Source organism: Pseudoalteromonas maris (assembly GCF_049257235.1).
In the GTDB taxonomy this organism is placed as follows: domain Bacteria; phylum Pseudomonadota; class Gammaproteobacteria; order Enterobacterales; family Alteromonadaceae; genus Pseudoalteromonas.
The window spans coordinates 152,971-177,213 of record NZ_JBMMUF010000007.1 but is presented as its reverse complement, the minus strand read 5'-3'; the positions used below and the strand labels follow the sequence as shown (position 1 = coordinate 177,213).

18 protein-coding genes are annotated in these 24,243 nt (G+C 45.3%); 12 read left to right on the top strand and 6 right to left on the bottom strand.

Annotation, left to right across the window (positions count from 1 at the left end; genetic code table 11):
- Positions 1-411: 411 nt before the first annotated feature.
- The 4 genes from AAEU32_RS11690 to AAEU32_RS11675 form a co-directional block, all read right to left on the bottom strand.
- On the bottom strand, positions 412-726 hold the full coding sequence (locus AAEU32_RS11690; protein WP_421970702.1) for a hypothetical protein: 315 nt from the start codon (positions 724-726) through the stop codon (positions 412-414).
- A 27-nt stretch (positions 727-753) separates the two neighbouring features.
- Complete coding sequence (locus AAEU32_RS11685; protein ID WP_421970701.1) at positions 754-1,251, bottom strand: hypothetical protein; 498 nt, start codon at positions 1,249-1,251, stop codon at positions 754-756.
- 230 nt (positions 1,252-1,481) lie between these two features.
- Positions 1,482-4,043 carry a glycoside hydrolase family 3 protein gene (locus AAEU32_RS11680; RefSeq protein ID WP_421970700.1) on the bottom strand — a complete coding sequence of 854 codons (2,562 nt, stop codon included), beginning with the start codon at positions 4,041-4,043 and terminating at the stop codon, positions 1,482-1,484.
- Positions 4,043-5,299: a sugar MFS transporter gene (locus AAEU32_RS11675; protein WP_421970699.1), complete on the bottom strand. Its 1,257-nt coding sequence runs from the start codon at positions 5,297-5,299 to the stop codon at positions 4,043-4,045. Before AAEU32_RS11675 ends, AAEU32_RS11680 begins: the two co-directional genes overlap by 1 nt.
- Before the next feature lie 145 nt (positions 5,300-5,444).
- Between AAEU32_RS11675 and AAEU32_RS11670 the strand changes: the two genes are divergently transcribed.
- The 10 genes from AAEU32_RS11670 to AAEU32_RS11625 all read left to right on the top strand — a co-directional run bounded on the left by AAEU32_RS11670 (position 5,445) and on the right by AAEU32_RS11625 (position 19,130).
- The gene (locus AAEU32_RS11670) at positions 5,445-6,779 is read left to right on the top strand and encodes a GH1 family beta-glucosidase (RefSeq protein WP_421970710.1); all 1,335 of its coding nucleotides are present in this window, start codon (positions 5,445-5,447) and stop codon (positions 6,777-6,779) included.
- A gap of 49 nt (positions 6,780-6,828) precedes the next feature.
- Positions 6,829-7,833, top strand: a complete 1,005-nt coding sequence (locus AAEU32_RS11665; RefSeq protein WP_421970698.1) for a LacI family DNA-binding transcriptional regulator — start codon at positions 6,829-6,831, stop codon at positions 7,831-7,833.
- The gene (locus tag AAEU32_RS11660) at positions 7,830-9,404 is read left to right on the top strand and encodes a sugar porter family MFS transporter (protein WP_421970697.1); all 1,575 of its coding nucleotides are present in this window, start codon (positions 7,830-7,832) and stop codon (positions 9,402-9,404) included. The genes AAEU32_RS11665 and AAEU32_RS11660 overlap by 4 nt, the downstream gene beginning before the upstream one ends.
- 240 nt (positions 9,405-9,644) lie before the next feature.
- On the top strand, positions 9,645-11,450 hold the full coding sequence (locus tag AAEU32_RS11655) for a serine hydrolase domain-containing protein (protein WP_421970696.1): 1,806 nt from the start codon (positions 9,645-9,647) through the stop codon (positions 11,448-11,450).
- Positions 11,451-11,582: 132 nt separating this feature from the next.
- Positions 11,583-13,163 carry an ABC-F family ATPase gene (locus AAEU32_RS11650; RefSeq protein ID WP_421970695.1) on the top strand — a complete coding sequence of 527 codons (1,581 nt, stop codon included), beginning with the start codon at positions 11,583-11,585 and terminating at the stop codon, positions 13,161-13,163.
- Positions 13,164-13,273: 110 nt separating this feature from the next.
- Positions 13,274-13,546: a DUF4242 domain-containing protein gene (locus AAEU32_RS11645; RefSeq protein WP_421970694.1), complete on the top strand. Its 273-nt coding sequence runs from the start codon at positions 13,274-13,276 to the stop codon at positions 13,544-13,546.
- Between the two features lie 186 nt (positions 13,547-13,732).
- Entirely contained in the window at positions 13,733-15,943 is a 2,211-nt protein-coding gene (gene katG, locus AAEU32_RS11640; RefSeq protein ID WP_421970693.1) for a catalase/peroxidase HPI, read from the top strand.
- A 128-nt stretch (positions 15,944-16,071) separates the two neighbouring features.
- The gene (locus AAEU32_RS11635; protein WP_421970692.1) at positions 16,072-16,416 is read left to right on the top strand and encodes a hypothetical protein; all 345 of its coding nucleotides are present in this window, start codon (positions 16,072-16,074) and stop codon (positions 16,414-16,416) included.
- Positions 16,417-16,666: 250 nt separating this feature from the next.
- On the top strand, positions 16,667-18,853 hold the full coding sequence (locus AAEU32_RS11630; RefSeq protein WP_421970691.1) for an OsmC domain/YcaO domain-containing protein: 2,187 nt from the start codon (positions 16,667-16,669) through the stop codon (positions 18,851-18,853).
- A gap of 106 nt (positions 18,854-18,959) precedes the next feature.
- Positions 18,960-19,130 carry a DUF2986 domain-containing protein gene (locus tag AAEU32_RS11625; protein WP_421970690.1) on the top strand — a complete coding sequence of 57 codons (171 nt, stop codon included), beginning with the start codon at positions 18,960-18,962 and terminating at the stop codon, positions 19,128-19,130.
- 120 nt (positions 19,131-19,250) lie between these two features.
- On the opposite strand, the gene AAEU32_RS11620 is transcribed toward AAEU32_RS11625, so the two are convergent.
- A complete protein-coding gene (locus AAEU32_RS11620; RefSeq protein ID WP_421970689.1) occupies positions 19,251-21,155 on the bottom strand; it encodes a hypothetical protein in 1,905 nt (634 codons plus the stop codon).
- A gap of 191 nt (positions 21,156-21,346) precedes the next feature.
- Between AAEU32_RS11620 and AAEU32_RS11615 the strand changes: the two genes are divergently transcribed.
- A complete protein-coding gene (locus AAEU32_RS11615; RefSeq protein WP_421970688.1) occupies positions 21,347-21,667 on the top strand; it encodes a hypothetical protein in 321 nt (106 codons plus the stop codon).
- Positions 21,668-21,704: 37 nt separating this feature from the next.
- On the opposite strand, the gene AAEU32_RS11610 is transcribed toward AAEU32_RS11615, so the two are convergent.
- Entirely contained in the window at positions 21,705-22,601 is an 897-nt protein-coding gene (locus AAEU32_RS11610) for a LysR family transcriptional regulator (RefSeq protein WP_421970687.1), read from the bottom strand.
- Between the two features lie 142 nt (positions 22,602-22,743).
- On the opposite strand from AAEU32_RS11610, the gene hutH reads away from it, so the two are divergent.
- The gene (gene hutH, locus AAEU32_RS11605) at positions 22,744-24,237 is read left to right on the top strand and encodes a histidine ammonia-lyase (RefSeq protein WP_421970686.1); all 1,494 of its coding nucleotides are present in this window, start codon (positions 22,744-22,746) and stop codon (positions 24,235-24,237) included.
- The last annotated feature ends 6 nt before the right edge of the window (positions 24,238-24,243 follow it).

Here is a 24,243-nt window from a genome sequence, read left to right as displayed (position 1 = left end):
CACAGTGTAGATTTTACTAGTTTGCACATAACAAACTGTTTAAAGTGGACAAAATTGCGTTGGCTTGGTTTTGCTCCGCTTCACATTTTAGCCAACACAATTTTGCCCATTAACAGGGCGTTACTGAATAAATACATTAACTCATTTCTGTCCAAAAATGCGCTAGAGTGGTCCCGCTTCCCGCTTCCCGCTCTCAACAGCCTGTGAGTTCGAGATTGTATTATTTGGGAAGTGAATGAGTTCAATGCTTGCTGCCTGTAGTACCTATCGAGACCCCCTAGATGTTTATCCCGAATATTAAGATGGGTGTCTTGATTAATTTTTTTGATTATTTTATGCGCCCCATATGGCGGCATTACGGAATAAATACTCTAACGTGTTTTTGTGGTCAGAGCGAAATTAAGCAATTTGTTATACGTTTTTGCATTTGCTCTGTTCGTGGCTACCGCTTAGTTTTAGGTGAACGTCTTTAACTAACGGGTTGGCATTTGCAAGGGCAACATAAACCTCAGCAACCATAACTGGGTCGGCACAATAGTCAATGTCTAACGTAACCTGTGAAAACGTTAGTTCTTTCAGCTTGCCTTCTAATTCTGAGGAGCTCAACTCTTCATCCGAGCTGTTGATGGAATAGCTGGTTTCCTTTACAAAAATCGTGACTGACTCATCGGCAAGTACTTTTTCACTAATTACCAAAAGACACACTAATACCAAAATGTAACGCATGAATCCCTCCTAAACGTATAATGCTTGTTAGTTCGCATCTTGTTTGATGTTCCAATCTATCGCAATAAAAACCACAGATGCAATAAAACCACTAATCAAAAGCCAGATGGCTAGATTGTCGTTACTGTTGTATCTTGCTGCGGTTGAACGATAGCTTTTGACTAAATGGTTGTCGCTTACAACCTGATAAACAGGGTGGATTGTTTCAAATTCCCATAATGCTGTATCTGAGTCATGTGGGTCATATAAAATCTTTAACTCTGCATTCTTTTTGTTCAGTGCAGAATTTACAGCACCTAATGATCCTGAGACTGAATGGTAAACAAATTTCTCTTCGTGCTCTTTGAGTTTAAAACGAAAAGTATCTTTGTTATTTCCTTTTGTTTCGAACCACTCTAATGTACCAGAAATTTCTCTAAGCTCGTCGTAACTTGGTATGCCATTGTTAAACACAACAACAAGAAGCATCGTTAGCGTGAAGAAAAAACTTGCTACTGTATTTTGACTAAGATCTTTAAACTTCATAGATGCGAACTAACATTTTAATAGTGCGCAAATAGCGCACCTTTCTGAATGGCTTAGTTTTAACAAAGTTGATAACTAGTTGCCAGCGTTATGAAAAATATATGTTGTTAACTTTTGAGCCGGATATAAACACCCAAAGTGCTCACTTTCCTGAATATAGGGAAACCGATCGACAATGGGCATAAAAAAAGCGACCAGAGGTCGCTTTTGGGAGGATAAAACAAGGAACATCAATCACATTGTAATTGTGCACCTTGTGAAGATTTCTTCTCTAGGCTGATATCTGCAATGCTAATACCGAGCGAGCCTGATGTGCTTAGCTCAAACGGCACCACGGTGTTTTGCAACTCAAACCCTTGATTTGCAAAACAGTTTAAATCAACACTTAGCGACTGCCATTGGCCAGCAGGTAATGCACTTAGCTGCTCGCTAATATCCACTTTCGCAGTGCATGAACCTGGCTCGTCACCTTCACTTTCACAATTCATCGCTAGATAAACCGCATCACTTGGCGCTTGCTCAAGGTTTACATTAAAGGTGATTTGGATATCTGTGCCTAACTTAGCGCGCAGGTCTTCTCTAAAGAAGCTCTTGCTTGCTAAACGCATGCCCGCATTGGCTGTGCCATCAAAGCGCAGTTTACGTGCATCTTCTTGCACTACTTTATCGATAGTACGGTAATAAAGCGCACCAACTTCATGGGTGTTTGCACTCACAGTGAAGCTTTCATCACCTGAGTACAACCACATTTGCCACGGCTTTTGCACTGTTCCTGTGAACAATGACACGCTTGATAATTGGTTATTTGCGCTAGATGCAGACTCATCTAGGGCATTGCCCAATACGTCTTTATCGCCGTAGCTTAAGCCAAAGCCGTAAGCTAACAATGGATCGTAGTTGTCATCGCCACGGTTAACGATTTGCGTTGGTGTTTTTGGCCATGAATAGCTTAAACGCCCTGTGAAATCATGTTGAACTTCGCCGTTGGCATCGGTAAATAACACATCAGCAACCGCTAAACCTTCAGAGCCTGGAAGCCATGCTGCCACGAATGCGTCTGAGGCATTGATTTCTGGGTTAACCCACATAGGACGACCACTGATGAATACCGCAACAACAGGAATACCTTGGTCTTTTAGGCTCTTCAATAGCGCTAAATCGCGTTTGTCGCCAGCTTGATACTCAAGGTTAGCGCGGTCACCGTGGCCCTCTGCGTAAGGGTCTTCACCAAACACCACAATGGCGACGTCTGGCTTTTGTTCAAAGCTACCATCTTCGCTTAATGTCGCACTACCGCCAGCAGCGTTAACTTGTGCTTCAATACCATCCCAAATTGATGTGCCACCCGGGAAATCGGTATTTTCATTGTTAGTACCCTGCCATGTGATTGACCAACCACCTGACTGCTTACCAATGTTGTCAGCACCGTCACCTGCAACGAGTACATTGGTGTTGGGTTTTAACGGTAACAACTGGGCGCTATTCTTCAGTAACACAAGCGATTCACGTACTGCTTGGCGAGCCACTTCACGATGCTCATCTTTACCGATCAGCTCACTTTTCGCCGCATGCAAACGATTTGCTGGGCTGGCTTTCTCAAAAAGACCTGCTCGCACTTTAACGCGTAAGATTCGACGAACTGCGTCATCAATACGACTTTGCGCAATTTCACCACTTTTAACTTGCGCTAAGGTGTTGTCGTATAACGACTTCCAATCACCCGGCACCATGAAAATATCAAGGCCTGCGTTGATTGACTGAGGGCAGCTTTCATTGCTACAACCGGCAACTTGTCCGTGGCCGTTCCAGTCACCTACAACAAAGCCATCAAAACCCATGCGCTCTTTAAGCACGTCGTTCAAAAGGTATTTATTACCGTGAATTTTCTCACCATGCCAGCTGTTGAATGACGCCATAACCGACTGAGCACCTGCGTTTAGACCACCTACGTAGCCTTGAGCATGAATGTTGAACAACTCTTCTTCTGAGCTTACATTGTCGCCTTGGTCATCACCGCCAACTGTGCCGCCGTCACCAACGAAGTGTTTTACAGTAGAAATCACTTTGCCTTCGCCAAGGAAACCTTCACCCGGTTCACCTTGTAGGCCTTTTACGATGGCGTATGAGTAGTCTTTGATGATCTCAGGATCTTCAGAGTACCCCTCGTAGGTTCGCCCCCAGCGGTCATCGCGCACGGCCGCCACTGTGGGGGCGAAAATCCAATCAATACCTGTAGCTAGCACTTCAGTGGCAGTTACTTGGGCAATCTTTTCAATTAACTCAGGGTTATTAGCTGCACCTAAACCAATGTTATGTGGGAACAGTGTGGCACCGATCACATTGTTGTGACCGTGTACCGCATCGGTACCCCACATGGTAGGAATAGTGCTGCCATCGAGTGAATCGTCGATAGACGCTTGATACATTTTTTCAGCTAGGGCGACCCAATCTTCAACCTTCGCATGTTTGTCGTTATTAGGAAACGCACCGCCACCATTGAGGTATGAACCAAAGCCATACTTACGCATATCTTCAACAGTGATGTCGCGGATTTCAGGCTGGATCATCTGAGCAATCTTTTGCTCAAGTGTCATCGTAGCCATAATCTCAGTTACCCGACTTTCAACGTCATTCAGCGTTGCTACGTCGTTTTCAATTTTCGGCCATAAGGTCTGTGCCGCTTGCTTTGGTGCTTCTTGCACCTGTGATTCGTCAGACTTTTTCTCTTCAGAGCAGCCTGCGGCTACGAGTACCGCAAGACTAACTGCAACAGAAGTAAGTGTACGTTTCATTATTCTTTTCCTGATTCAATAGCGTGTGGAATAGCACCCTTGATGCCATAGAAAGCGATGTAAACATAACAAAGAGCTGGCAGTAAGAACGACAGTTGCAGACCAATGCTGTCAGCAAGCATGCCTTGGAACAATGGCACAATCGCGCCGCCAACAATGGCTAAACACAAAATACCTGAGCCTTGCGCTGTGAATTTACCAAGGCCATTTAATGCCAAGCTGAAGATGGTTGGGAACATCACAGAGTTACAAAGACCAACCAACAAGATTGCCCAAAAAGCCACCATGCCGTCGAAGAATACCGCAACCAATACCAGTACAAATGCAGCTAATGCGTTAAATGTTAGTACCGCACGGCCAGACACTTTTTGCATTACAGCAGCGCCAATAAAGCGACCAACCATCGCACCGCCCCAATAATAGGTTAGGTATTTGGCTGCCTCACCTTCGTGCATGCCAGCAATGCTATCTAATGTAAAAAAGTTAACAATGGTACTGCCGATAGCAACTTCCGCCCCAACGTACATGAAGATACCTAGCGCACCTAAGGTTAAGTGACTGTATTGCCAAGCCGAGCCTTTTGTAGTCACTTCTTGGTCGTCTTGGCCGATGATTTTAGGTAGGGCTAGTTTTGCGAAAATGCCAGCAAGAATAAGCAGCGCACCCGCTAGCATCAAATAAGGAACTTGCGTTGCAGATGCATCGCCTTTAACAACTTCGGCACCTTCGGTGAAAATAAGAATTGAACCGAAAAACGGCGCTACGGTTGTACCGAAAGAGTTGAATGCTTGCGTCATGGTTAAACGAGATGACGCGGTTTCAACAGGGCCAAGGGTACTCACATATGGGTTTGCAGCAACTTGTAAAATGGTAATGCCTGACGCCAGTACAAACAGAGCTAACAGGAACAATGCGTAAATACCTGCGCTAGCAGCAGGGTAAAATAGCAAACAACCGACACTGGCAATCACTAAGCCAACAACAATACCGCGCTGATAGCCAATCGCCCCAACCAATTTACCCGCTGGCAGTGATACTACGAAGTACGCGATGAAGAAACAAAACTGCACAAGCATAGCTTGTGTGTAGTTAAGCTCGAAAGCGCCTTTTAGATAAGGAATTAAAATATCGTTAAGACACGTAATGAAACCCCACATAAAAAATAATGAGGTCAGTGCCACGAGCGCGAAACGGTATGATTGGTTAGGATTTGATACCGATTCTTGCGCAGATTGTTGCTGCATTGATATAGCCACCGCGTTCTCCTGTTGATCTTTTGCGCGAAAGCGCTTACATTTACCTATGAAAGCGCTTACATTTATTTTGATAATTGCAGAAAGCGCATACAAATTCAAATAAAAAATCCCTCATAAGGGATAGAAAAATGGATTAGCCACCTTGATATCTACAATTAGCTTGCCAAAACAATCAGCGATGATGCGCCGAGACTTTATCTATGGTGTTGCAACGTCATCATTCCAAATAGAAGGTGCGCGAGACTCTCGTATCGATTGCATATGGGACACCTTTTGCGCTCAGCCTAATACCATCGAAGATGGAACGCACGGTGATATCGCATGTGAGCATGTGAAATATTGGCGCCAAGATGTCGATATGATTGCTGACTTAGGTGTAGATGCTTATCGACTATCGGTAGCATGGGGCCGAGTGATGAACGAAGACGGCTCAGTCAATAAAGCGGGTTTGCAGTTTTATATTGACTTAGTCGATGCGCTTCACGCCAAAAACATCAAAGTATTTATCACGTTATATCACTGGGATTTACCCCAATACCTCGAAGATAAAGGCGGCTGGTTAAATAGAGATACAGCGCATGCGTTCGCGCATTACACTGATATAGTGTCTAAGGCGCTGGGCGAAGACGTGTATTCTTATGCCACCCTAAACGAACCATTTTGTTCTGCATTCTTAGGTTATGAAGCGGGCATTCATGCTCCGGGTAAAACAGGTAAAGGCAATGGCCGACAAGCTGCACATAACTTGCTGTTAGCCCATGGCTTAGGTATGCGTGTATTACGACGCAATGTGCCAAAGAGTATGTGTGGCATCGTACTGAATTTCTCAACCGCATACAGCGCCAGTGAATCGCCAGAAGATATCGCTGCAACGCGCATGGGCGATGAGTACCACAATCATTGGTACATTCAGCCGCTTCTTGAGGCCAGCTACCCAGATGTGATTAACCACCTTGAGCCACACGAGCGCCCAGTCATTGAAGACGGCGATATGGACATTATCTCTGAGAAAAATGATTTCATTGGTATTAACTATTACACCCGTGCAGTATTCAAAAGCGATGGCAACGGTTGGTTTGATCAAGTGGTCCCTCAAGGCGATGGCCTAACGGCAATGGGGTGGGAAATTGTCCCTGACGCGTTTACCAAATTATTGGTTGACCTCAATGCACGTTATGAATTGCCTCCTATTTATATTACCGAAAATGGTGCAGCGTTTGATGACAGCGAGGTCAATGGCGAAGTACCGGATCAGCCACGTATTGACTACTTCAACAGTCACCTCCGTGCCGTTGACAGTGCTATGGAACAAGGTGTTGATATTCGCGGCTATTTCGCTTGGAGTTTAATGGATAACTTTGAATGGGCACTGGGTTATTCGAAGCGTTTTGGTATTGTCTACGTGGATTACGATACGCAAAAACGCACCCTTAAAAACAGTGCACTTGGCTATAAAGCGATGCTAAACCATAGACTATAGCGCCTCTTTGTATTAGCGTTAGCGCATCAGGAAGAATACAAAAATAACAATGGCAACGATATACGAAGTCTCTAAAGCCGCGGGCGTGTCTTTGGCAACCGTTTCAAGGGTAATGAACGGTAATGTTAAAGTCAGTGACCGCACGCGGGCGAAAGTCATCAAAGCGATGGATGAACTAGGGTATAAACCTAACTCCATCGCCCAATCCCTGGCATCAAATCGCAGTAACAGTGTGGGCTTACTGGTTTCAGAACTACACGGTTCGTTCTTCGGAAACATGATGAGTACCGTGGAGCAAGTTTTGCGAAATGCTGGCAAGCACGTGGTGATCACCGCCGGTCACAGTGACGAACAAAAAGAAAAAGACGCCATTGAATTTTTACTAGATAGACGTTGTGATGCCATTATTTTGCACGCAGAAGCGGTGAGTGATGAGTATTTGCTGGAGTTGAATCAACGTAACGTTGAGGTGGTGTTGATTAACCGCCGAATTGAGCAAATGGCTGAACGTTGTTTTTACACCGACAACGAACTCGGTGGCTATCTAGCAACGAAAGCTGCAATTGATGCCGGACATAAAGACATTGCGTATATAAGCGGTCCGCGCTTTAAACAAGATGCCAGCGAGCGTTTAGCAGGTCATAAACGTGCGCTAGCAGAGGCTAATATCGACTTTAACCCGCAGTTGCTGGTTGAAGGTGGCTTCCATGAAGACGAAGGCGCACAAGGATATGCGCAATTATTGGCAACAGGCTTGTCATTCACAGCCTTGGTATGTGCCAACGATGAAATGGCTTCAGGTGCCATGACTGCGGCGCGCGAAGGGGGTGTACTTATTCCAGAGCAGTTATCCGTGATCGGCTTCGATGATGTGTTATTTGCTCGCTACTTGTATCCAAAGTTGACCACCATTGATAACCCAATTCAGAGAATGGGTTACGGTGCGGCGCATTGGGTGCTTGAACATGTATATAAACAAAAGACACCAAAACAACACACAAATTTATTCGCACCCAAGTTAATTGTGCGAGACTCACTAGTGGTACCATCATGAAAACATTGATCTCTCCCGCTTTATTTTACACCCTCGTGGTTTCGCTCGGGGGATTCATCTTCGGATTCGACGCCTCGGTTATCTCAGGTGCGATTGGTTTTATTTCTGAGCAATATCAGCTTACTAGCTGGCAACAGGGGTTTGTTGTTAGTTCACCAACGCTAGGTGGCTTGCTCGCTACTTTATTTGCTGGGGTGGTCAGTGATGCCATCGGGCGGCGTAAGACGCTCATCGGTATAGCTGTGCTATTTGTCGTTTCTGCGGCAGCGTCGGCGTTGGCTCAGGGCTATTGGATGCTGGTTATTGCCCGTTTTATCGGTGGTATGGCATTTTGCTCTTTGATGGTTGCGCCTATGTACATCGCTGAAATCAGCTTGCCTGAGCATCGCGGTAAACTGGTGTCGATTAACCAACTGAATATCGTGCTTGGATTCTCGGTTTCATATTTCAGTAACTACCTGCTTCTTCAGTGGGCACAAAGCGATGCAGATTGGGTTACCTCTTTGGGTGTCAATGAGCACTTGTGGCGCTGGATGTTAGGCTTGGAGTTATTACCTGCTGTGTGTTGGTTGGTGTTATTGTTTTTCATTCCACGCAGCCCACGTTGGTTGTTAATGCATAAGATGGACGCAGAAGCTGAGTCTGTGGCATCAAAACTCTTTTCTAAAGAGCAAATAGAACAACAGTTGCGCACTATGCGCGCGTCATTGCAAAAGCAAGTGCCACCATTGGCGCAACGTATTAAAACTGTGTTTAGCAGCAAAATTCGCTTTGCGTTAATGATTGGTTTGCTCATCGCCATCGCGCAACAAATTACCGGTATTAACGTTATATTCTTCTACGCGCCAACTATTTTTGAACAAAGTGGCGTAGGTACCAACACCGCATTTGCACAAGCTGTATGGATTGGTGTGGTCAACGTGATTTTCACAGTCGTGGCCATGTTGACCATTGACCGTTATGGCCGCAAACCCCTGCTATTGTTCGGTTTAACAGGTATCGCTATTAGTATGGCCTTGTGTAGCTGGGGCTTTAACCAAGCCACCTACCAAGTAAGTACGAAAGCAGCCACCGAGTTGGCGCAAAAAGTACCTGCACCCGTTATGGCGGATCTAGCGCCTATGGTTGGCACGGCCTATGACAACGACGTGGCGTTTAAAAACGCCTTAAGCGAGCACCTTGGCGAAGACGCGGCACAAACTCATCAGGGTGCAATCATGGCCAAAGCAATCACTATGAATGCAACCTTGGTGTTGGTTGGTATTACCCTTTTCGTAGCGGCATTTGCGGTATCGCTTGGGCCAGTAATGTGGGTGATGTTCTCTGAGATATTCCCTAACGAGGTGCGCGCTGTCGCGATATCTGTGGTGACTGTAGTGAATAACGCAGTCAGCTTCTTGGTGCAGCTGGTATTCCCATGGGAGCTAGCGAAATACGGCGCTGCGCCGACATTCGCAATTTACGGCATCTTTGCTGTGTTGTCGTTAGTACTCGTGTGGCGCTACCTGCCAGAGACCAAAGGAAAGTCTCTTGAGCAGCTTGAGTTGGACTTAGGTTCACGTAGTAGATAATTGTTGAAATAACAAAGAGTTATATATATTATAGCTGAGTTTTAATATTCGCTAAGTAGTCAAAAAGAGCATTCATGATGAGCGCTGACTCATACTTATACTCTCACTTCATTTGGCTACTTAGTTGCAATATAAATACGCCAAGGACATGGTGTGACTCACTCCTATAGATGACCATCCTCCTTGACTTCTATTATCTGACTTAGTGCCCAATAGCACTGAGTTCGACAACGAGTGGTTATGTATATAACAAGAGTATTGCTATTCATTTGTCTTTTCTGCGTGCAATATGCAGCTGCAAAAAACAATCACGACATTTCTCACGACATCACCTTAGCCGCTGCGCAGCAAAGTTTAGTGGGCGTTACTTGGGGAATTATAACGCCTACAGGATCACAGGTAGGCAGCGCGGGCTATGCGAATGTCGACCAAAGCCAGCCGATGCTTCCCAATCAGAAGATGCATGTTGGTTCTGTCACCAAGTCGGTATTAGCACTAGGTGTAATGCGGTTGATTAGCGATGGCCGATTATCGCTAGATGCACAGGTGCATACCTTATTGCCGCAGGTAAATTTTATTAATCCTTGGGCTGATCGTGCACCAATTACAGTGAGGCATTTACTAGACCATACCGCTGGGTTAGATAATGTCCGTATGTGGCAGGTGCTCAGTACTCAGCCAAAACCTGATATGCCACTAATTGAAGCGTTTCCCACAGACGACTCATCATTATTGCGATTACGAACAGAGCCAGGCACACAATATTCGTACTCCAATATGGGCTACGCACTTTTGGGAATGATAATCGAAGCGGTCACTTTGCAATCCTACGAAGACTATTTAGATGCAAACTTGCTCGCGCCGTTACACATGTATGACAGCACGTTCACCTTTGTTGAGCAGCAATCAGACTCAAGATTGGCGATGGGTTATCATGAAAACAACATGCCTCAACCTGCAATTGCTACTTATTTACGCCCCGCGGGTCAATTTACTACCACTGCACCAGATATGGTGAAGTTGATGGGGTTCATGTTAGGTGACGGAACACTTAATGGTAAGCCGTTTATTGCAAAGTATTTGATGACCAAGCTGGCAACACCATTTGATACAGATGCTCGTAAAGCGGGTATGGAAATAGGTCATGGATTGGCATTAGCTCTGAGAGATCGTCACTCGCGAGTTGGCCAGTGTCACCCGGGAACAACATACGGGTTTCGTGCCTATATGTGTATTTTTCCAAAGGCTCGAAAGGGGTTCTTTATTGCCACAAACACGGACAGTGAAACGGCTGATTATGAGCAGTTAAATAAAATATTGATTGATGCGTTACAGATACCAAAACAAGAAGCCGCAGCTGCTAACAATAAAGGTACTAACGGCAATGTCACTGGTCTGTATTTACTCTCACCTAACAACATGGCTGAATTTGCGTTTCCAGACAGATTATTCCACTACATTTGGGTTGCGCAGCAACAAGAGCAATTAGTTCTTAAATCTTTTCAGGGGCAGGACAGGAAGCTGATCCCTGTAGATAAAGGGTTGTTTCGTCAAACTGATCGCTCGCAGGCATCCCATGTCTTTTATACAAATGCGCAAGGGGATTTACTGCTTAACGATGGTCGAAAAACTTACAAAAGAGCGTCTTTAACAGCTGTACTATTTTATTGGTTAAGTTTGGCTTCAGGACTAGCATCGCTACTTTACATCCTAATTGTGGGCATCACTCGAATGTTTAAGCGTGACTCCCATGCATTTTCGACAGTGAAATGGGCATTCTTCAACTTAGTTGCTTTTGCGCTTCCCTGCCTACTGTACGTAAATCAATCATTTTTAGCATTTGGTGATGTGACTGCTGCGAGTATTTGTTTAGCGATTTTGACGGGTTTACTGCCGATCTCCCAAGTGGTTTGTTTGTACCGCAGTATCCAAAGTTACCAAAAGAGCAGAGCCGCTAAACGGGATATGTTCTTTATCGCTCTGGCGTTGCAGATGAGCTTAGTACTGTTTTATTGGGGATGGCTACCAACAACATTTTGGCGCTAAATAGCCCTTTGGTGGTAGTGAGTGATGTGAACACTCAGTTATAAACGAAAAAAGGCGTTAGCGGTTTCCTCTAGCGCCTTATTCAGTTACACTGCGCGTCCTTTTTTTGACCAACCTAGGGTAACGTTTCCTTTGATAGCTACAGCTAATATCGCCATGCAGTTTGGCGCCAAGCCTCTTTTTGAAAATGTGTCAGTAAAATTCAACAACGGTAATCGCTACGGTTTAATCGGTGCGAACGGCTGTGGTAAATCAACGTTTATGAAAATCCTAGGTGGCGATTTAGAGCCATCTGCGGGCAACGTGATGTTGGGTGAAGGTGTGCGTCTGGGTAAGCTACGTCAGGATCAGTTCGCATTCGAAGAATACAGTGTCATGGACACAGTGTTGATGGGTAACACTGAATTGTGGGCGGTCAAAGAGCGCCGTGATTACATTTACAGCCAGCCAGAAATGAGCGAAGAAGAAGGCATGGAAGTGGCCGACTTAGAAACGCAATTTGCAGAAATGGATGGCTATACAGCAGAGAGCCGTGCTGGTGAGTTATTGCTTGGATTGGAAATCCCAATTGAGCAACACTTTGGCCCGATGAGCGAAGTCGCCCCAGGTTGGAAACTACGTGTACTTCTTGCTCAAGCGCTGTTCTCAGACCCAGAGGTTCTGCTACTAGACGAACCGACCAACAACTTGGATATCAATACCATCCGTTGGTTGGAGCAAGTCTTAGTAGAGCGCAAAAGTACCATGGTGATCATCTCGCACGACCGTCACTTCCTAAACACAGTGTGTACGCACATGGCTGACTTAGATTATGGTGAAGTGCGCTTATTCCCGGGTAACTACGATGAGTACATGACCGCGGCAACCCAAGCGCGTGAAAAGCAGCTTAATGAAAATGCGAAGAAAAAAGCACAAATCGCTGAACTGCAAAGCTTTGTTAGCCGCTTCTCTGCGAATGCGTCAAAGGCGAAGCAGGCAACGTCTCGTGCTAAGCAAATTGATAAGATTCAACTTGAAGAAATCAAGCCTTCAAGCCGTGTGAGTCCTTACATCAAGTTTGACCAAGAGAAGAAACTTCACCGCCAAGCGGTGACTGTTGAAGGTCTTTCAAAAGCGTTTGAAAATCCACTGTTCAACAACTTTGACTTGCAAGTTGAAGCAGGCCAGCGCGTTGCGATTATTGGTCAAAACGGTGCAGGTAAAACAACCCTACTGCGTTGTTTGCTGGGCGAAGTAGAAGCAGATAAAGGTACTGTTAAATGGGCTGAGGCGGCAAAAATTGGTTATATCGCACAGGACCATGCTGATGACTTTAAAGAAGATGCCACCCTGTTTGATTGGATGAAGCAGTGGACAACTGGCGATGACCAAGTGGTGCGTGGTGCTCTTGGCCGTATGTTGTTCTCAAACGATGATGTGAAAAAGAAAGTAAAAGTACTCTCTGGTGGTGAAAAGGGTCGTATGCTATTTGGCAAAATGACGCTGATTAATCCAAACGTGTTGGTACTGGACGAGCCAACCAACCACCTTGATATGGAATCGATTGAAGCATTGAACTTGGCATTAGAGAACTACGAGGGCACTTTGTTCTTCGTGAGCCATGACCGTGAGTTTGTATCTTCACTGGCAACGCAAATCATCGATATTAGACCTGAAGGCATCGTGCACTTCCATGGTCCATACGAAGAGTATCTAAAAAGCCAAGGGCTTTAATGAACGCCGCTACAATAACACTGACAAGCTGTTATTGGAGCCATTGTATCGCGGATCTTTAGTCGGATAAGACTATACTTAGATCACCCCTTTGAAGAAGGAGGTGAGTCATGCCAAAGTATGTAATAGAAAGAGAGGTTGAAGGCGCAGGACAGCTGTCAGGTGCAGATTTGCAGGGAATTTCTGTGAAATCATGCGATGTGCTACAGCAGTTAGGGCCAACAATTCAGTGGGTAGAAAGTTATGTGACGGGCAATAAGATCTTCTGCGTTTACATTGCTCCTGACGAATCACTCATTGAACAACACGCGCGTATGGGAGAGTTTCCTATTACCGCGATACATGAAGTAAAAAATGTCATTGATCCTACAACGGCAGAATAATACGTTTTTCAAAGGCTGGGGCTATCAATGTGCTCGAGCCTTTTTTTATGATGGCGCGTAACCCCAATACATCTAAGTCCATCAAATAAACAGATTATTTCAATCTATTTTTCTCAGTAAAATCGATTCAAATCATGGTCTATAGTTAATCTCGTTAATAACAACTCCAAACGGGAGCAACATACTATGCGTAATAAATCACTACCTTTAGTGACTGCAATTGCGATAGCAGTATCTTCAGCTGTATCGATGAACGCATTTGCGTCAGAGCCAAAATCTAACCAATTCTGGTGGCCTGACCAACTTGATTTAAGCCCACTACGCGATCATGGCGTAGAATCTCATCCTTACGGCGAAGACTTTGACTATGGAGCAGCATTTGAAAGCCTAGACCTTGGTGCAGTCAAAGAAGATATTCGAAAAGTGCTAACACAATCACAAGATTGGTGGCCTGCTGATTACGGTCACTATGGCCCGTTCTTTATTCGTATGGCATGGCACGCTGCGGGTACGTATCGTGTATTTGATGGCCGTGGCGGCTCTGGTGGCGGACAAATGCGCTTTGACCCACTGAACAGCTGGCCTGATAACGCCAACCTTGATAAAGCACGCAGACTGCTTTGGCCTGTGAAACAGAAATATGGCCGTGACATCTCTTGGGCCGACTTGATGGCGTTAACAGGTAACGTAGCCCTTGAAGACATGGGCTTTACGACCTTTGGCTTCGCTGGTGGCCGCGAAGATGATTGGGAGCCAGACTTGGTGTATTGGGGGCCTGAGGGCAAGATGCTAACTGATGAGCGCCGCGATAAAAAGGGTAAGCTCAAAGGGCCACTTGCTGCGGTAGAAATGGGTCTTATCTATGTAAATCCACAAGGTCCGCATGGCAAACCTGACCCTATTGCCGCGGCCAATGATATTCGTATGTCATTCGGTCGTATGGCAATGAACGATGAGGAAATTGTGGCGCTCATTGCAGGCGGGCACACCTTCGGTAAAGCCCATGGCGCGAAAAAAGGAGACTGTGTTGGCAAAGAACCTGCTGCAGCACCAACAGAGGATCAAGGCTTTGGCTGGAAGAACAAATGTGGCAAAGGTAACGCAGAAGACACCATGACCAGTGGTTTTGAAGGTGCATGGACAGTTACGCCAACGCAGTGGACTACCAACTATCTTGATAACCTATTCAACTTTGAGTGGAAGCAAACTAAGAGCCCTGCGGGGGCAATCCAATGGATCCCAACCGATGAAGCAGCTCAAAACCTCGTGCCTGATGCGCACATCAAGGGTAAACGTCATGCGCCAATCATGTTTACCACTGATATAGCGTTGAAAGAGGATCCTGCGTTTAGAAAAATCGCTGAGAGCTTTCGTGCTGATCCGAAAAAGTATGAGCTAGCATTTGCAAAAGCATGGTTTAAGTTAAACCACCGCGACCTAGGTCCTCGTGCTCGTTACTTAGGTTCAGAAGTGCCAGAGGAAATTCTTATTTGGCAAGATTACATCCCTGAGCCAAATCACACCTTGGTGAACGACAAGCAAATTGCGGATCTAAAAGCGCAAATTCTAAAGTCTAAGTTGACTGTTCCCGAGCTAGTTCGGGTGGCGTGGGCATCGGCTGCAAGCTATCGTGAAACCGATATGCGCGGTGGTGCAAACGGTGCGCGCTTGCGCTTAGCGCCGCAAAAAGATTGGCCTGTTAACAATCCAAAAGAAGTAGCTAAGGTGTTAAAAGAGCTGGAAAAAATCCAGAAGAAGTTCAATAAAAAAGGCGGTGACACACAAATCTCACTCGCTGATATGATTGTACTTGGTGGTGCTGCGGCGATTGAAAAAGGTGCCAAAGATGCAGGTTTTGACATCACAGTACCGTTCAAGCCCGGACGTATGGACGCTAGTGCTGAGTATACAGATGCTGACTCATTTGACGTTCTAGAGCCAACCGCCGATGCGTTTCGCAACTACTACAGCAGCGGCTGGAAATCACCTACAGGCATGCTGGTTGAGCGCGCTGACTTACTGGGTTTGACCGTTCCAGAGATGACCGCATTACTTGGAGGTATGCGTACACTTGATGCTAATTACAAAGGCATGGATCATGGTGTGCTTACCAACAAGCCGGGTACCTTGAGCAATGACTTCTTCGTTAACTTACTTGATATGTCTACCAAGTGGAGTAAATCGAGTAAAGAAGAAGGCGTGTATGAGGGAGTGGATCGTCAAACGGGTAAACAGAAATGGACGGCTACCTCAGTGGACCTTATTTTTGGTTCGAATTCAGAACTTCGTGCTATCTCCGAGGTGTACGCATCCAGCGATGCCAAAGAAAAGTTCGTTAATGACTTTGTTGCAGCGTGGACTAAGGTGATGACCGCGGATCGGTTTGACCTTAAATAACATAACTAATTTGTGATGCTAAAGAGCCGCCTTGCGCGGCTCTTTTTTTGTGTGCTTGGTGACACACAACGGATGTTGTAGAATTGCGCCCTAGGTTGGCAAATTCGCCTGATTCGAAGAGATTTAAGATGAAGTACATAAAGTATGTTGCAGTGCTATTAGTTGTACTGGGGTTAGCTGGTTGTGGCGGACATGGATATGAGGGTCATTACGTAAGTACCTCTGATAACAAAGTATTTAATGCATTTTCAGAGCTTGCTGGCGTCAAAAAGATCTACATTGGCGAAAACTTTATTGAAGCCGATGGCCAGCGCACGCAATTTGATGAAATTTTTGTTCGCGAGCTCAAATCGGGTGATTTTTTGGTGTTCAAAAGTGGCAATGACGAGCAAACCTGGGAAATCGATGAAGACGGCACCTTGGTGCGCGATTTGGGCTTAATGTCGCTACGCTTCGAGCGTGTTGAAAAGTAAGCTAAGCCAATAGTGAATGTTAAAGGCAGCAATCGCTGCCTTTTGTATTTGTAGCTGCCCAATAGCACGCACGATTTTTCCTTGGCATATACGCTTTGATTACAAGCCAAGCCAAAATAAACCAAGACGATTGCGCGCAAAAAGACGATAATGTGTGCATTACATGTATTTTATTGACCGAACGCGCCACACTTGCTTGTTGCAAAGAGCGTGTTGTCGGTCTTTGTGATTTTTAGGGTACCGATAACTCATGGAAATTAAAGTTAATTTTCTCGACAACCTCAGATTAGAGGCCAAATTCGACGACTTCACCGTGATTGCTGATCAGCCGATCCGATACAAAGGTGATGGCTCTGCACCAAGTCCGTTCGATTACTTTTTGGCGTCATCTGCATTGTGTGCCGCGTATTTTGTGAAGGTGTATTGTAATGCCCGCGACCTTTCTACGGATGGGATCCGCATTTCACAAAACAACATTATCGACCCTGAAGACAGATATAACCAAATTTTCAAAATTCAGGTCGAATTACCAGAGAGTATCTCAGAAAAAGACCGCCAAGGTATTTTGCGTTCTATTGAACGTTGTACGGTAAAACGTGTTGTGCAAACGGGTCCTGAGTTTCAAATCGACCCAGTTGATAACATCGACGAAGACGCACAAGCCATGTTGATGGTTGATGCGGATACTGATCATAGTACCTACATCCTTGGTAAAGACTTACCGCTTGAACAAACCATTAAAAATATGACCAGCATGCTTGCAGACTTGGGCATGAAGATTGAAGTCGCATCATGGCGTAATATCGTGCCTCATGTATGGTCATTGCATATTCGCGACGCCGCATCACCTATGTGCTTTACCAATGGTAAAGGTGCAACGAAAGAAAGTGCCTTGTGCTCTGCACTGGGTGAATTTATTGAACGTTTAAGTTGTAACTTTTTCTACAATGATCAGTATCTTGGTGAAGAAATCGCGAACAGTGACTTTGTCCATTATCCGCAAGAAAAATGGTTTAAAGCTGGGGATAATGACGCCCTCCCTGAAGGGATTTTGGATGACTACTGTCTAGAAATTTATAACCCTGAAGGTGAACTGCACGCATCACACCTAATCGATACCAACTCTGGACGTGTTGATAGAGGCGTATGTTCAATTCCATACACTCGCCATTCAGATGGTGAAACCGTGTATTTCCCACAAAACCTGATTGAGAACCTGTTCTTAAGTAACGGTATGAGTGCGGGTAACAACCTTAATGAAGCCAAGGTGCAGTGTTTGTCTGAGATTTTTGAGCGTGCTGTTAAGCGTCAAATCATCGAACAAGAAATTGTGCTTCCAGATGTGCCGCAAGAGGTGCTGGCTAAGTACCCAAGTATTGTCGAAGGCATCGAGAAACTTGAAGAGCAGGGTTTCCCGATTGTGGTCAAAGATGCCTCGTTGGGTGGTCAATTCCCGGTGATGTGCGTCACCTTGATGAACCCACGAACAGGGGGCGTATTCGCCTCATTTGGTGCTCACCCGAGTTTAGAGGTGGCACTAGAGCGCAGTCTTACTGAACTATTACAAGGTCGTAGCTTTGAAGGTTTGAATGATGTGCCTAAGCCAACATTCAATTCCATGGCGGTATCAGAGCCTGAAAACTTTGTTGAGCACTTTATTGATTCTACGGGTGTAATTTCATGGCGCTTCTTCAGTGCGAAAGCAGATTACGACTTTGTAGAGTGGGATTTTTCAGGCACCAATGAACAAGAATGTGATGCCTTGTTTGGTATCCTTGCGGATCTTGGCAAAGAAGCATATGTGGCTGAATTTACAGAGATTGGCTGTGCGTGTCGTATTCTTGTGCCTGACTACTCAGAAGTGTATCCGGTCGAAGACTTAATTTGGGATAACACCAACAAAGCCTTGCAATACCGTGAAGATATTTTGAATTTGCATTCACTTTCAGATGACGCATTGGTGGCACTGGTAGAGCGCTTAGAAGAGAGTCAGCTTGATAATTACATCGATATCATCACCCTGATTGGCGTGGAGTTTGATGAAAATACGGTATGGGGCCAGCTAACTATTCTAGAGCTTAAGATTCTGATTTACTTAGCGTTAGGTGAGTTAGAAGATGCCATTGAGCTGGTTGGCGACTTTTTACAGTACAACGACAACACAGTGGAACGAGGATTGTTCTACCAAGCAGTGAATGCGGTACTCGAAGTCACCCTTGATGATGAGCTCGAGCTTGAAGATTACCTGCATAACTTCTCACGAATGTTTGGTAAAGAAACCATGGAAAATGCAGTAGGCATGGTCAATGGTGACGTGCGTTTTTATGGCTTAACCCCAACGAACATGAAGTTAGAAGGCTTAGACAAGCACTTACGTTTAATCGACAGCTATAAGAAGTTACACCAAGCCCGTGGTGAGTTATTCAACAAAGGCTAAGCTAAGTTCGGGTAGTGAATTGCAATAAATAGCGTGCCCATGAGGGGCGCTATTTTGCGCACTGCTCACACAGCATTGACTCAGCACTGACTCAGATAGAGAAATCATGAACCGTAGAAAGAAAATTTTCACCAAGCTAAAAGCGAAAGACAAACGTGCTAATGCCAAATTGCATAAAAGCAACAAACCCGCATATGTCTCAAAAGCAGATCGTGAAAAGCTGGCACAGCAAGAAGACGGCGAAGCACAAGAATCACCCAGCGAGCCAACACAATAGAGCGCTAGGAAGATCATTTATTTAATTCAATGGGTATTAAACTACCCCCTCGACGCAGAGCGCTATTAATACGCTCTGGGTTTAGTGCGTTAACGCGCACTCATTTTACGTGTTGTGACGTTACTCACATTTCACTGCAAAATACTCATCAACACTGTGGATGACTAATTGCGGATGCTGCTCCACAATTTGTTCATAGATTTCAGGGCGTTGGACTTTCATTTTCATCATTGCGCGTAAGTGATAAGGCTGTACTTCTTGCCCACGATCGAATAGGTAACCCAAGAAGCTGGATTCACCGTTTTGATTGTCTGTAATGGCGCGGTGTACGAATGAATTGTTAGTGGTGAGCGAAAAATACAGCGGATCCAAGTGCTGTTGATTTGAGCGCGCCAAATAAGGCTCTATTTTTTTGTAAAACGGTAAATTGCCTCTGTGCGCCGCAGCATTGGCCAGATGCAGCGCAGTATTTTCGGGAATATAACCAATTTGATTGAGCCATGCGTCCAATTCAGGCGTTCCTGCAAACGCTGCGAGTGTATGCGCAGACTCAATATTGACTACAAGGCCGGCATTAGTTAAACGGTTGACTATCTCACTTCGAGGCAGGTCATCGCTGGTAGCCATCGATGTCAGTGTCAACGCCAAGGTGGTGATATCATCTTGCGACATTCCTGCGAGATCAAGATTATCAAGCTCCAGACGTTGCAACTCCCCTAAAGGTTTGTTTAACGACATGAGCTGCAAAAATGCATCGCGATTAATTTCTTCGTTGCTTCGCGTTGGGGCATCAAGACAATACGCATATTCTGGTGATGCAGTCACTTCGGCCACAAACTCTGAGTCTTCATAGTCATGCCATTGTGCTACGGGTAGTGAGCGTGCATCTAACCAGTCATTTTGAGCCACACAGGCTTGCTGTAATTTCAGCTCCTGGTCATTCAAAAAGGCGGGCGTATCTATCGTTAAATCGAGTGCTGATACTTGCTGGGCAAGCGCACTGATGGGCTCAATGCCGAGGTTGACTCCTTTGCTCGCTAACAGGGCTAAATCAATCTCCATGGCCCCAGGGTTATTCGGCGATAAATACAAAGGTGAGCGTTGTAAGCCCATAGCGTTGATGAGCCTTTGGCGAAGTTCAGTGTCGTGTGGTGAGGGTGCAAATACCTGCAAATGTAATAACGCCAGCATCTGCAACTCACTCACAAAGATTGATTTATTATCAAAAGCTTGTGGGTATTTTTCAGTGAGTAATGTCGCGGCTTGAGTGTGCCCGGTCATCATCATCACCATGAAAAAGTTATGCAGTGGACTGAGCTCGGCTGAATTGAGTAAAGCGGGTGGCACATCCGCAGTAATATCTTGGGTAATGTCGGTAAGTTTGAAAGAGACAGGGTCATTAAGTAGCTGTTGCTCAAACACATCTACATCAAGCAGTGAACGATAAAGGTAGTGTGTGGAGCTTACTCTAGGAATACCGTCTTCGACCTGTGTACGACTGGGTAGGGTTGATAATCGCTCTATGTTGTCCGCAATGAGCTCTTTGATGTACTTGTTTTCATCGTCATCCTGTAGCTTTATTGCGTGACTTTCTAAGTACTCTATTAATGTGTCTTTGAGCTGTGATGTTGCTTCAAAGTTCATCGCTTTGTCCCGCCACGGTCCGACTACCGACCAATCTGCACCTTGCACAAGCAGCGCATGGCTGACTTCATCTATGCTATATCCTTGTTGCCATGCGATAGTGGCCTGTTGTATGAGTGCGTTATTGTGTTCATGGTGCTGTTCATAAAACCGCCTATTTAAACCCGCACATTCATCTTTACTGGGAGTGTCCTGTGGAAAAGGCGTTGCTTTGAACTGAGTTTTGGGTTTGTGTGTATTTAATGCTAACACAGTGGTGGCGACAGCCTCATTGCTCAGTGCCGAGTGCACGCGCTCTGCTGGCTTATCGCTGGGTTTGAAAAGCAATAGTAATGTGCCAATGGCCAGTGTGAACAAAACCAGAAGAACAACTTTTTTCATTGCTTCTCCAATAAGATAGAAGATATCTGCACTCATTGTTCCTTTTTTGACAGATAAAAACAATAGACAGGTAGTTGGCTACTCATGAGTTGCCCAGAAAATATATCGATACAACGAGGGAAAAGGGGTTATCTTTCATGCTAGATTTCAACTGGCGACGGTTTTGCTCAGTTATAAATAGGTAGAAATATATGAATCGCTCACACGCACTCGAACAAATAGTCACCTTTGGCAACCAAAAAGATGAGGCTTACGGTGAACTTATTAAGTTCGGCTATGACGCGGGTAAAGCCTACTTTGTGGTGACAAAAGCGGTGTTGGCGAAGATTTTGCACATGTACTTAGCGCAACAGATATCCTCTGATGAGCTCGAAATGTGGGCAAATTTTATTGAGTGTCGTGATGATATAGATTATGAGATTGTCGAGGACTTTATCTATTCCCTTGCCAACCCAAGCTTGATGGGGGAGATCACCCACGAGACAATTGCGAAAATGGTCACTCTGTTGTGAGTAAGCTTAAACCCCTCGAGTGCTATGTTGGTGTTTGCTACTTCTGATATTCGTTCTTTATCTCATCAACAAATGCTTGCGCTAGCTTCGAGCTGGCATTGCTTTTTGCAGTAATTAACATCACTGGGATTTGATAGGAATATTGCTGTGGCAATATCGCTTTGAAGATGCCTTTATCAACCCACGACTGCGCGTAGTGCTCGGGTAGATAACCAATAAATTTACCGCTAAGAATAAGCTGTGCGATGCCTTCATCATGATAAGCGGCGGCGGTATTTTGGTAGTTTAAATCGTCCTTGCGGGTTTCTTTATCGCGCATGTAGTTACTGGTGATCACCTCAGCTTGTTGTACGAGCGCTTTAGTTTGTGTGTCATGGCAATTGAATAATGGGTGTCCTTGGGCGCAGTAAAGGTAATTTACCTCGTTGTGCAGGGCCTCATACTCGAGCCCACGAATTGGGTGCCGACTTACACCTATGCCTACTAGAGCGCGCCCATTGACCACGGATGTCTCCACCTCTTTGGCTTCGCAAACATTGATATCAAACTGAATATGCTCACTTTTTTCACGTAGTGCAGCAATTGTTTTGGCAACAGGGCAACGCGGGTCGCTGACCATAGTATCTATGGTGGCAATGGTTAAACGACCCGATAATTCGGTTTTTGAGCTTGCTACTGTGCTGGCGAAGGCCTCGCATTGTTGCAGCAACTCAAGGGATGCTTGGTAGGTAACGCGCCCAGGCTCTGTTAATTCAAAGCCACTGCGACCACGCTTGCACAACTTCAAACCAAGACGCACTTCTAAGTCCGATAAATGCGAACTAATTGTTGAGCGGCCAATGTTTAAACGCGACTCAGCAGCAGACAAACCACCACATTCAACGATGGCAACAAATATTCTCAGTAGCCGCAAATCAACGTCATGCACCTGCATTTTGACAACTCCCAATGGCGGTAAATTTTTAGTTCGATAATATCGGAATGAATTACGAATATTATGCATTTATAAAACAACCTAGGCAAGCTAGCATGAGCGTAATTAGAAGCAGTTTTTGCTTAACTTTTAGGAGATTAAGATGATGTTTAGATATGGTGTTGACCAACTAAATCTTGATATCGTGAATGGTATTGCTGATGGCAGCATTCAAGCCGAGCTATGCCAAGAAGCGTTAGATAAAATTAATAAAAGCCGCCAAAATGTTGAAGCGATGGCCGCTTCAGACAAGGCCGTGTACGGTATTAATACGGGATTCGGCCCATTGTGCGATACGCAAATCTCGCCACAAGAAACGCATCTTCTGCAAAAGAACTTGCTGATCACCCATGCCGTGGGTGTGGGCGAGCCAATTGCAAAGCCCATTTCTAAATTGATGCTTATCACGAAAGTACATGCACTTAGCCAAGGTTTCTCTGGTATTCGTTTAGAAGTGATTGAACGCATGTTGGCGTTCCTAGAACTAGACTTAATTCCTGTGGTTCCGGAGCAAGGCTCAGTAGGTGCATCGGGTGACTTAGCACCGTTGTCACATCTGTTTTTACCACTTATTGGTGAAGGTGAATTTTGGCAAGATGGCAAAACGGTTGCTGCAAGTGAGCTATTAAAAGCCCATGACCTTGAGCCTCTTGAGCTGCATGCGAAAGAAGGTCTCGCACTTATCAATGGTACGCAATTTATTTTGTCTCATGGCATTACCGCATTAACAAAAATGCGCTACTTGCTTGATTTAGCTGACCTAGCTGGTGCGATGAGCATCGAAGGTATGCAAGGTAGCTCGTCACCATTTAGAGCAGAGCTACACGCAACACGCCCATTTGAGGGTAACATTGAAGTGGCTAAACGCATGCGTATGTTCTTCAAAGACTCGCAAAATATGGCTGCGCACACGGATTGTGACCGTGTACAAGACCCCTATTCATTGCGTTGTATCCCGCAAGTACATGGTGCATCACGCAATGCATACAACCATTTAAAAGATATGGTTGAAATCGAGATGAACTCAGTGACGGATAACCCTATCGTGATCAGCTCTGAAGAAGCGATCTCAGGAGGAAGTTTCCACGGTCAGCCGTTGGCGATGGTTTTAGACTATGCGTCAATCGCAGCTGCTGAGCTAGGTAATATCTCTGATAGACGTTGTTATTTATTACTTGAAGGCTTACACGGCTTACCGCGCTTGCTTACTACGTCTGGCGGCCTAAACTCAGGCATGATGATCCCGCAGTATGCGACAGCGGCCTTAGTCACAGAAAACAAATCGCTGTGCTTCCCACCATCGGCTGACAGTGTACCAACGTCAATGGGTCAAGAAGACCATGTTTCAATGGGCAGTATTTCTTCTCGTAAGTTAAACCAGATTTTAGGTAACCTTGAGAAGATCTTCGCTATTGAGCTGATGTACGCTGCGCAAGCGATTGAATTCCGTCGTCCAAATACATGTTCAGACATCATCGAAGAAAACTTTGCGATTATCCGCGAGAAAGTAGCCAAGCTAGAAGAAGATAGACTTCTAAAACCAGACATTGATGCCATGATTGCATTAGTTAAATCACATGCATTTAACGTGAACTAAGGGGCC

Bases quoted from the DNA above. Each gene is read 5' to 3' on its own strand.
- AAEU32_RS11690 (WP_421970702.1), bottom strand. From the start codon at position 726: ATGCGTTACATTTTGGTATTAGTGTGTCTTTTGGTAATTAGTGAAAAA.
- AAEU32_RS11685 (WP_421970701.1), bottom strand. From the start codon at position 1,251: ATGAAGTTTAAAGATCTTAGTCAAAATACAGTAGCAAGTTTTTTCTTC.
- AAEU32_RS11680 (WP_421970700.1), bottom strand. From the start codon at position 4,043: ATGAAACGTACACTTACTTCTGTTGCAGTTAGTCTTGCGGTACTCGTA.
- AAEU32_RS11665 (WP_421970698.1), top strand. From the start codon at position 6,829: ATGGCAACGATATACGAAGTCTCTAAAGCCGCGGGCGTGTCTTTGGCA.
- AAEU32_RS11660 (WP_421970697.1), top strand. From the start codon at position 7,830: ATGAAAACATTGATCTCTCCCGCTTTATTTTACACCCTCGTGGTTTCG.
- AAEU32_RS11655 (WP_421970696.1), top strand. From the start codon at position 9,645: ATGTATATAACAAGAGTATTGCTATTCATTTGTCTTTTCTGCGTGCAA.
- AAEU32_RS11645 (WP_421970694.1), top strand. From the start codon at position 13,274: ATGCCAAAGTATGTAATAGAAAGAGAGGTTGAAGGCGCAGGACAGCTG.
- katG (WP_421970693.1), top strand. From the start codon at position 13,733: ATGCGTAATAAATCACTACCTTTAGTGACTGCAATTGCGATAGCAGTA.
- AAEU32_RS11635 (WP_421970692.1), top strand. From the start codon at position 16,072: ATGAAGTACATAAAGTATGTTGCAGTGCTATTAGTTGTACTGGGGTTA.
- AAEU32_RS11630 (WP_421970691.1), top strand. From the start codon at position 16,667: ATGGAAATTAAAGTTAATTTTCTCGACAACCTCAGATTAGAGGCCAAA.
- AAEU32_RS11625 (WP_421970690.1), top strand. From the start codon at position 18,960: ATGAACCGTAGAAAGAAAATTTTCACCAAGCTAAAAGCGAAAGACAAA.
- AAEU32_RS11620 (WP_421970689.1), bottom strand. From the start codon at position 21,155: ATGAAAAAAGTTGTTCTTCTGGTTTTGTTCACACTGGCCATTGGCACA.
- AAEU32_RS11615 (WP_421970688.1), top strand. From the start codon at position 21,347: ATGAATCGCTCACACGCACTCGAACAAATAGTCACCTTTGGCAACCAA.
- AAEU32_RS11610 (WP_421970687.1), bottom strand. From the start codon at position 22,601: ATGCAGGTGCATGACGTTGATTTGCGGCTACTGAGAATATTTGTTGCC.
- hutH (WP_421970686.1), top strand. From the start codon at position 22,744: ATGATGTTTAGATATGGTGTTGACCAACTAAATCTTGATATCGTGAAT.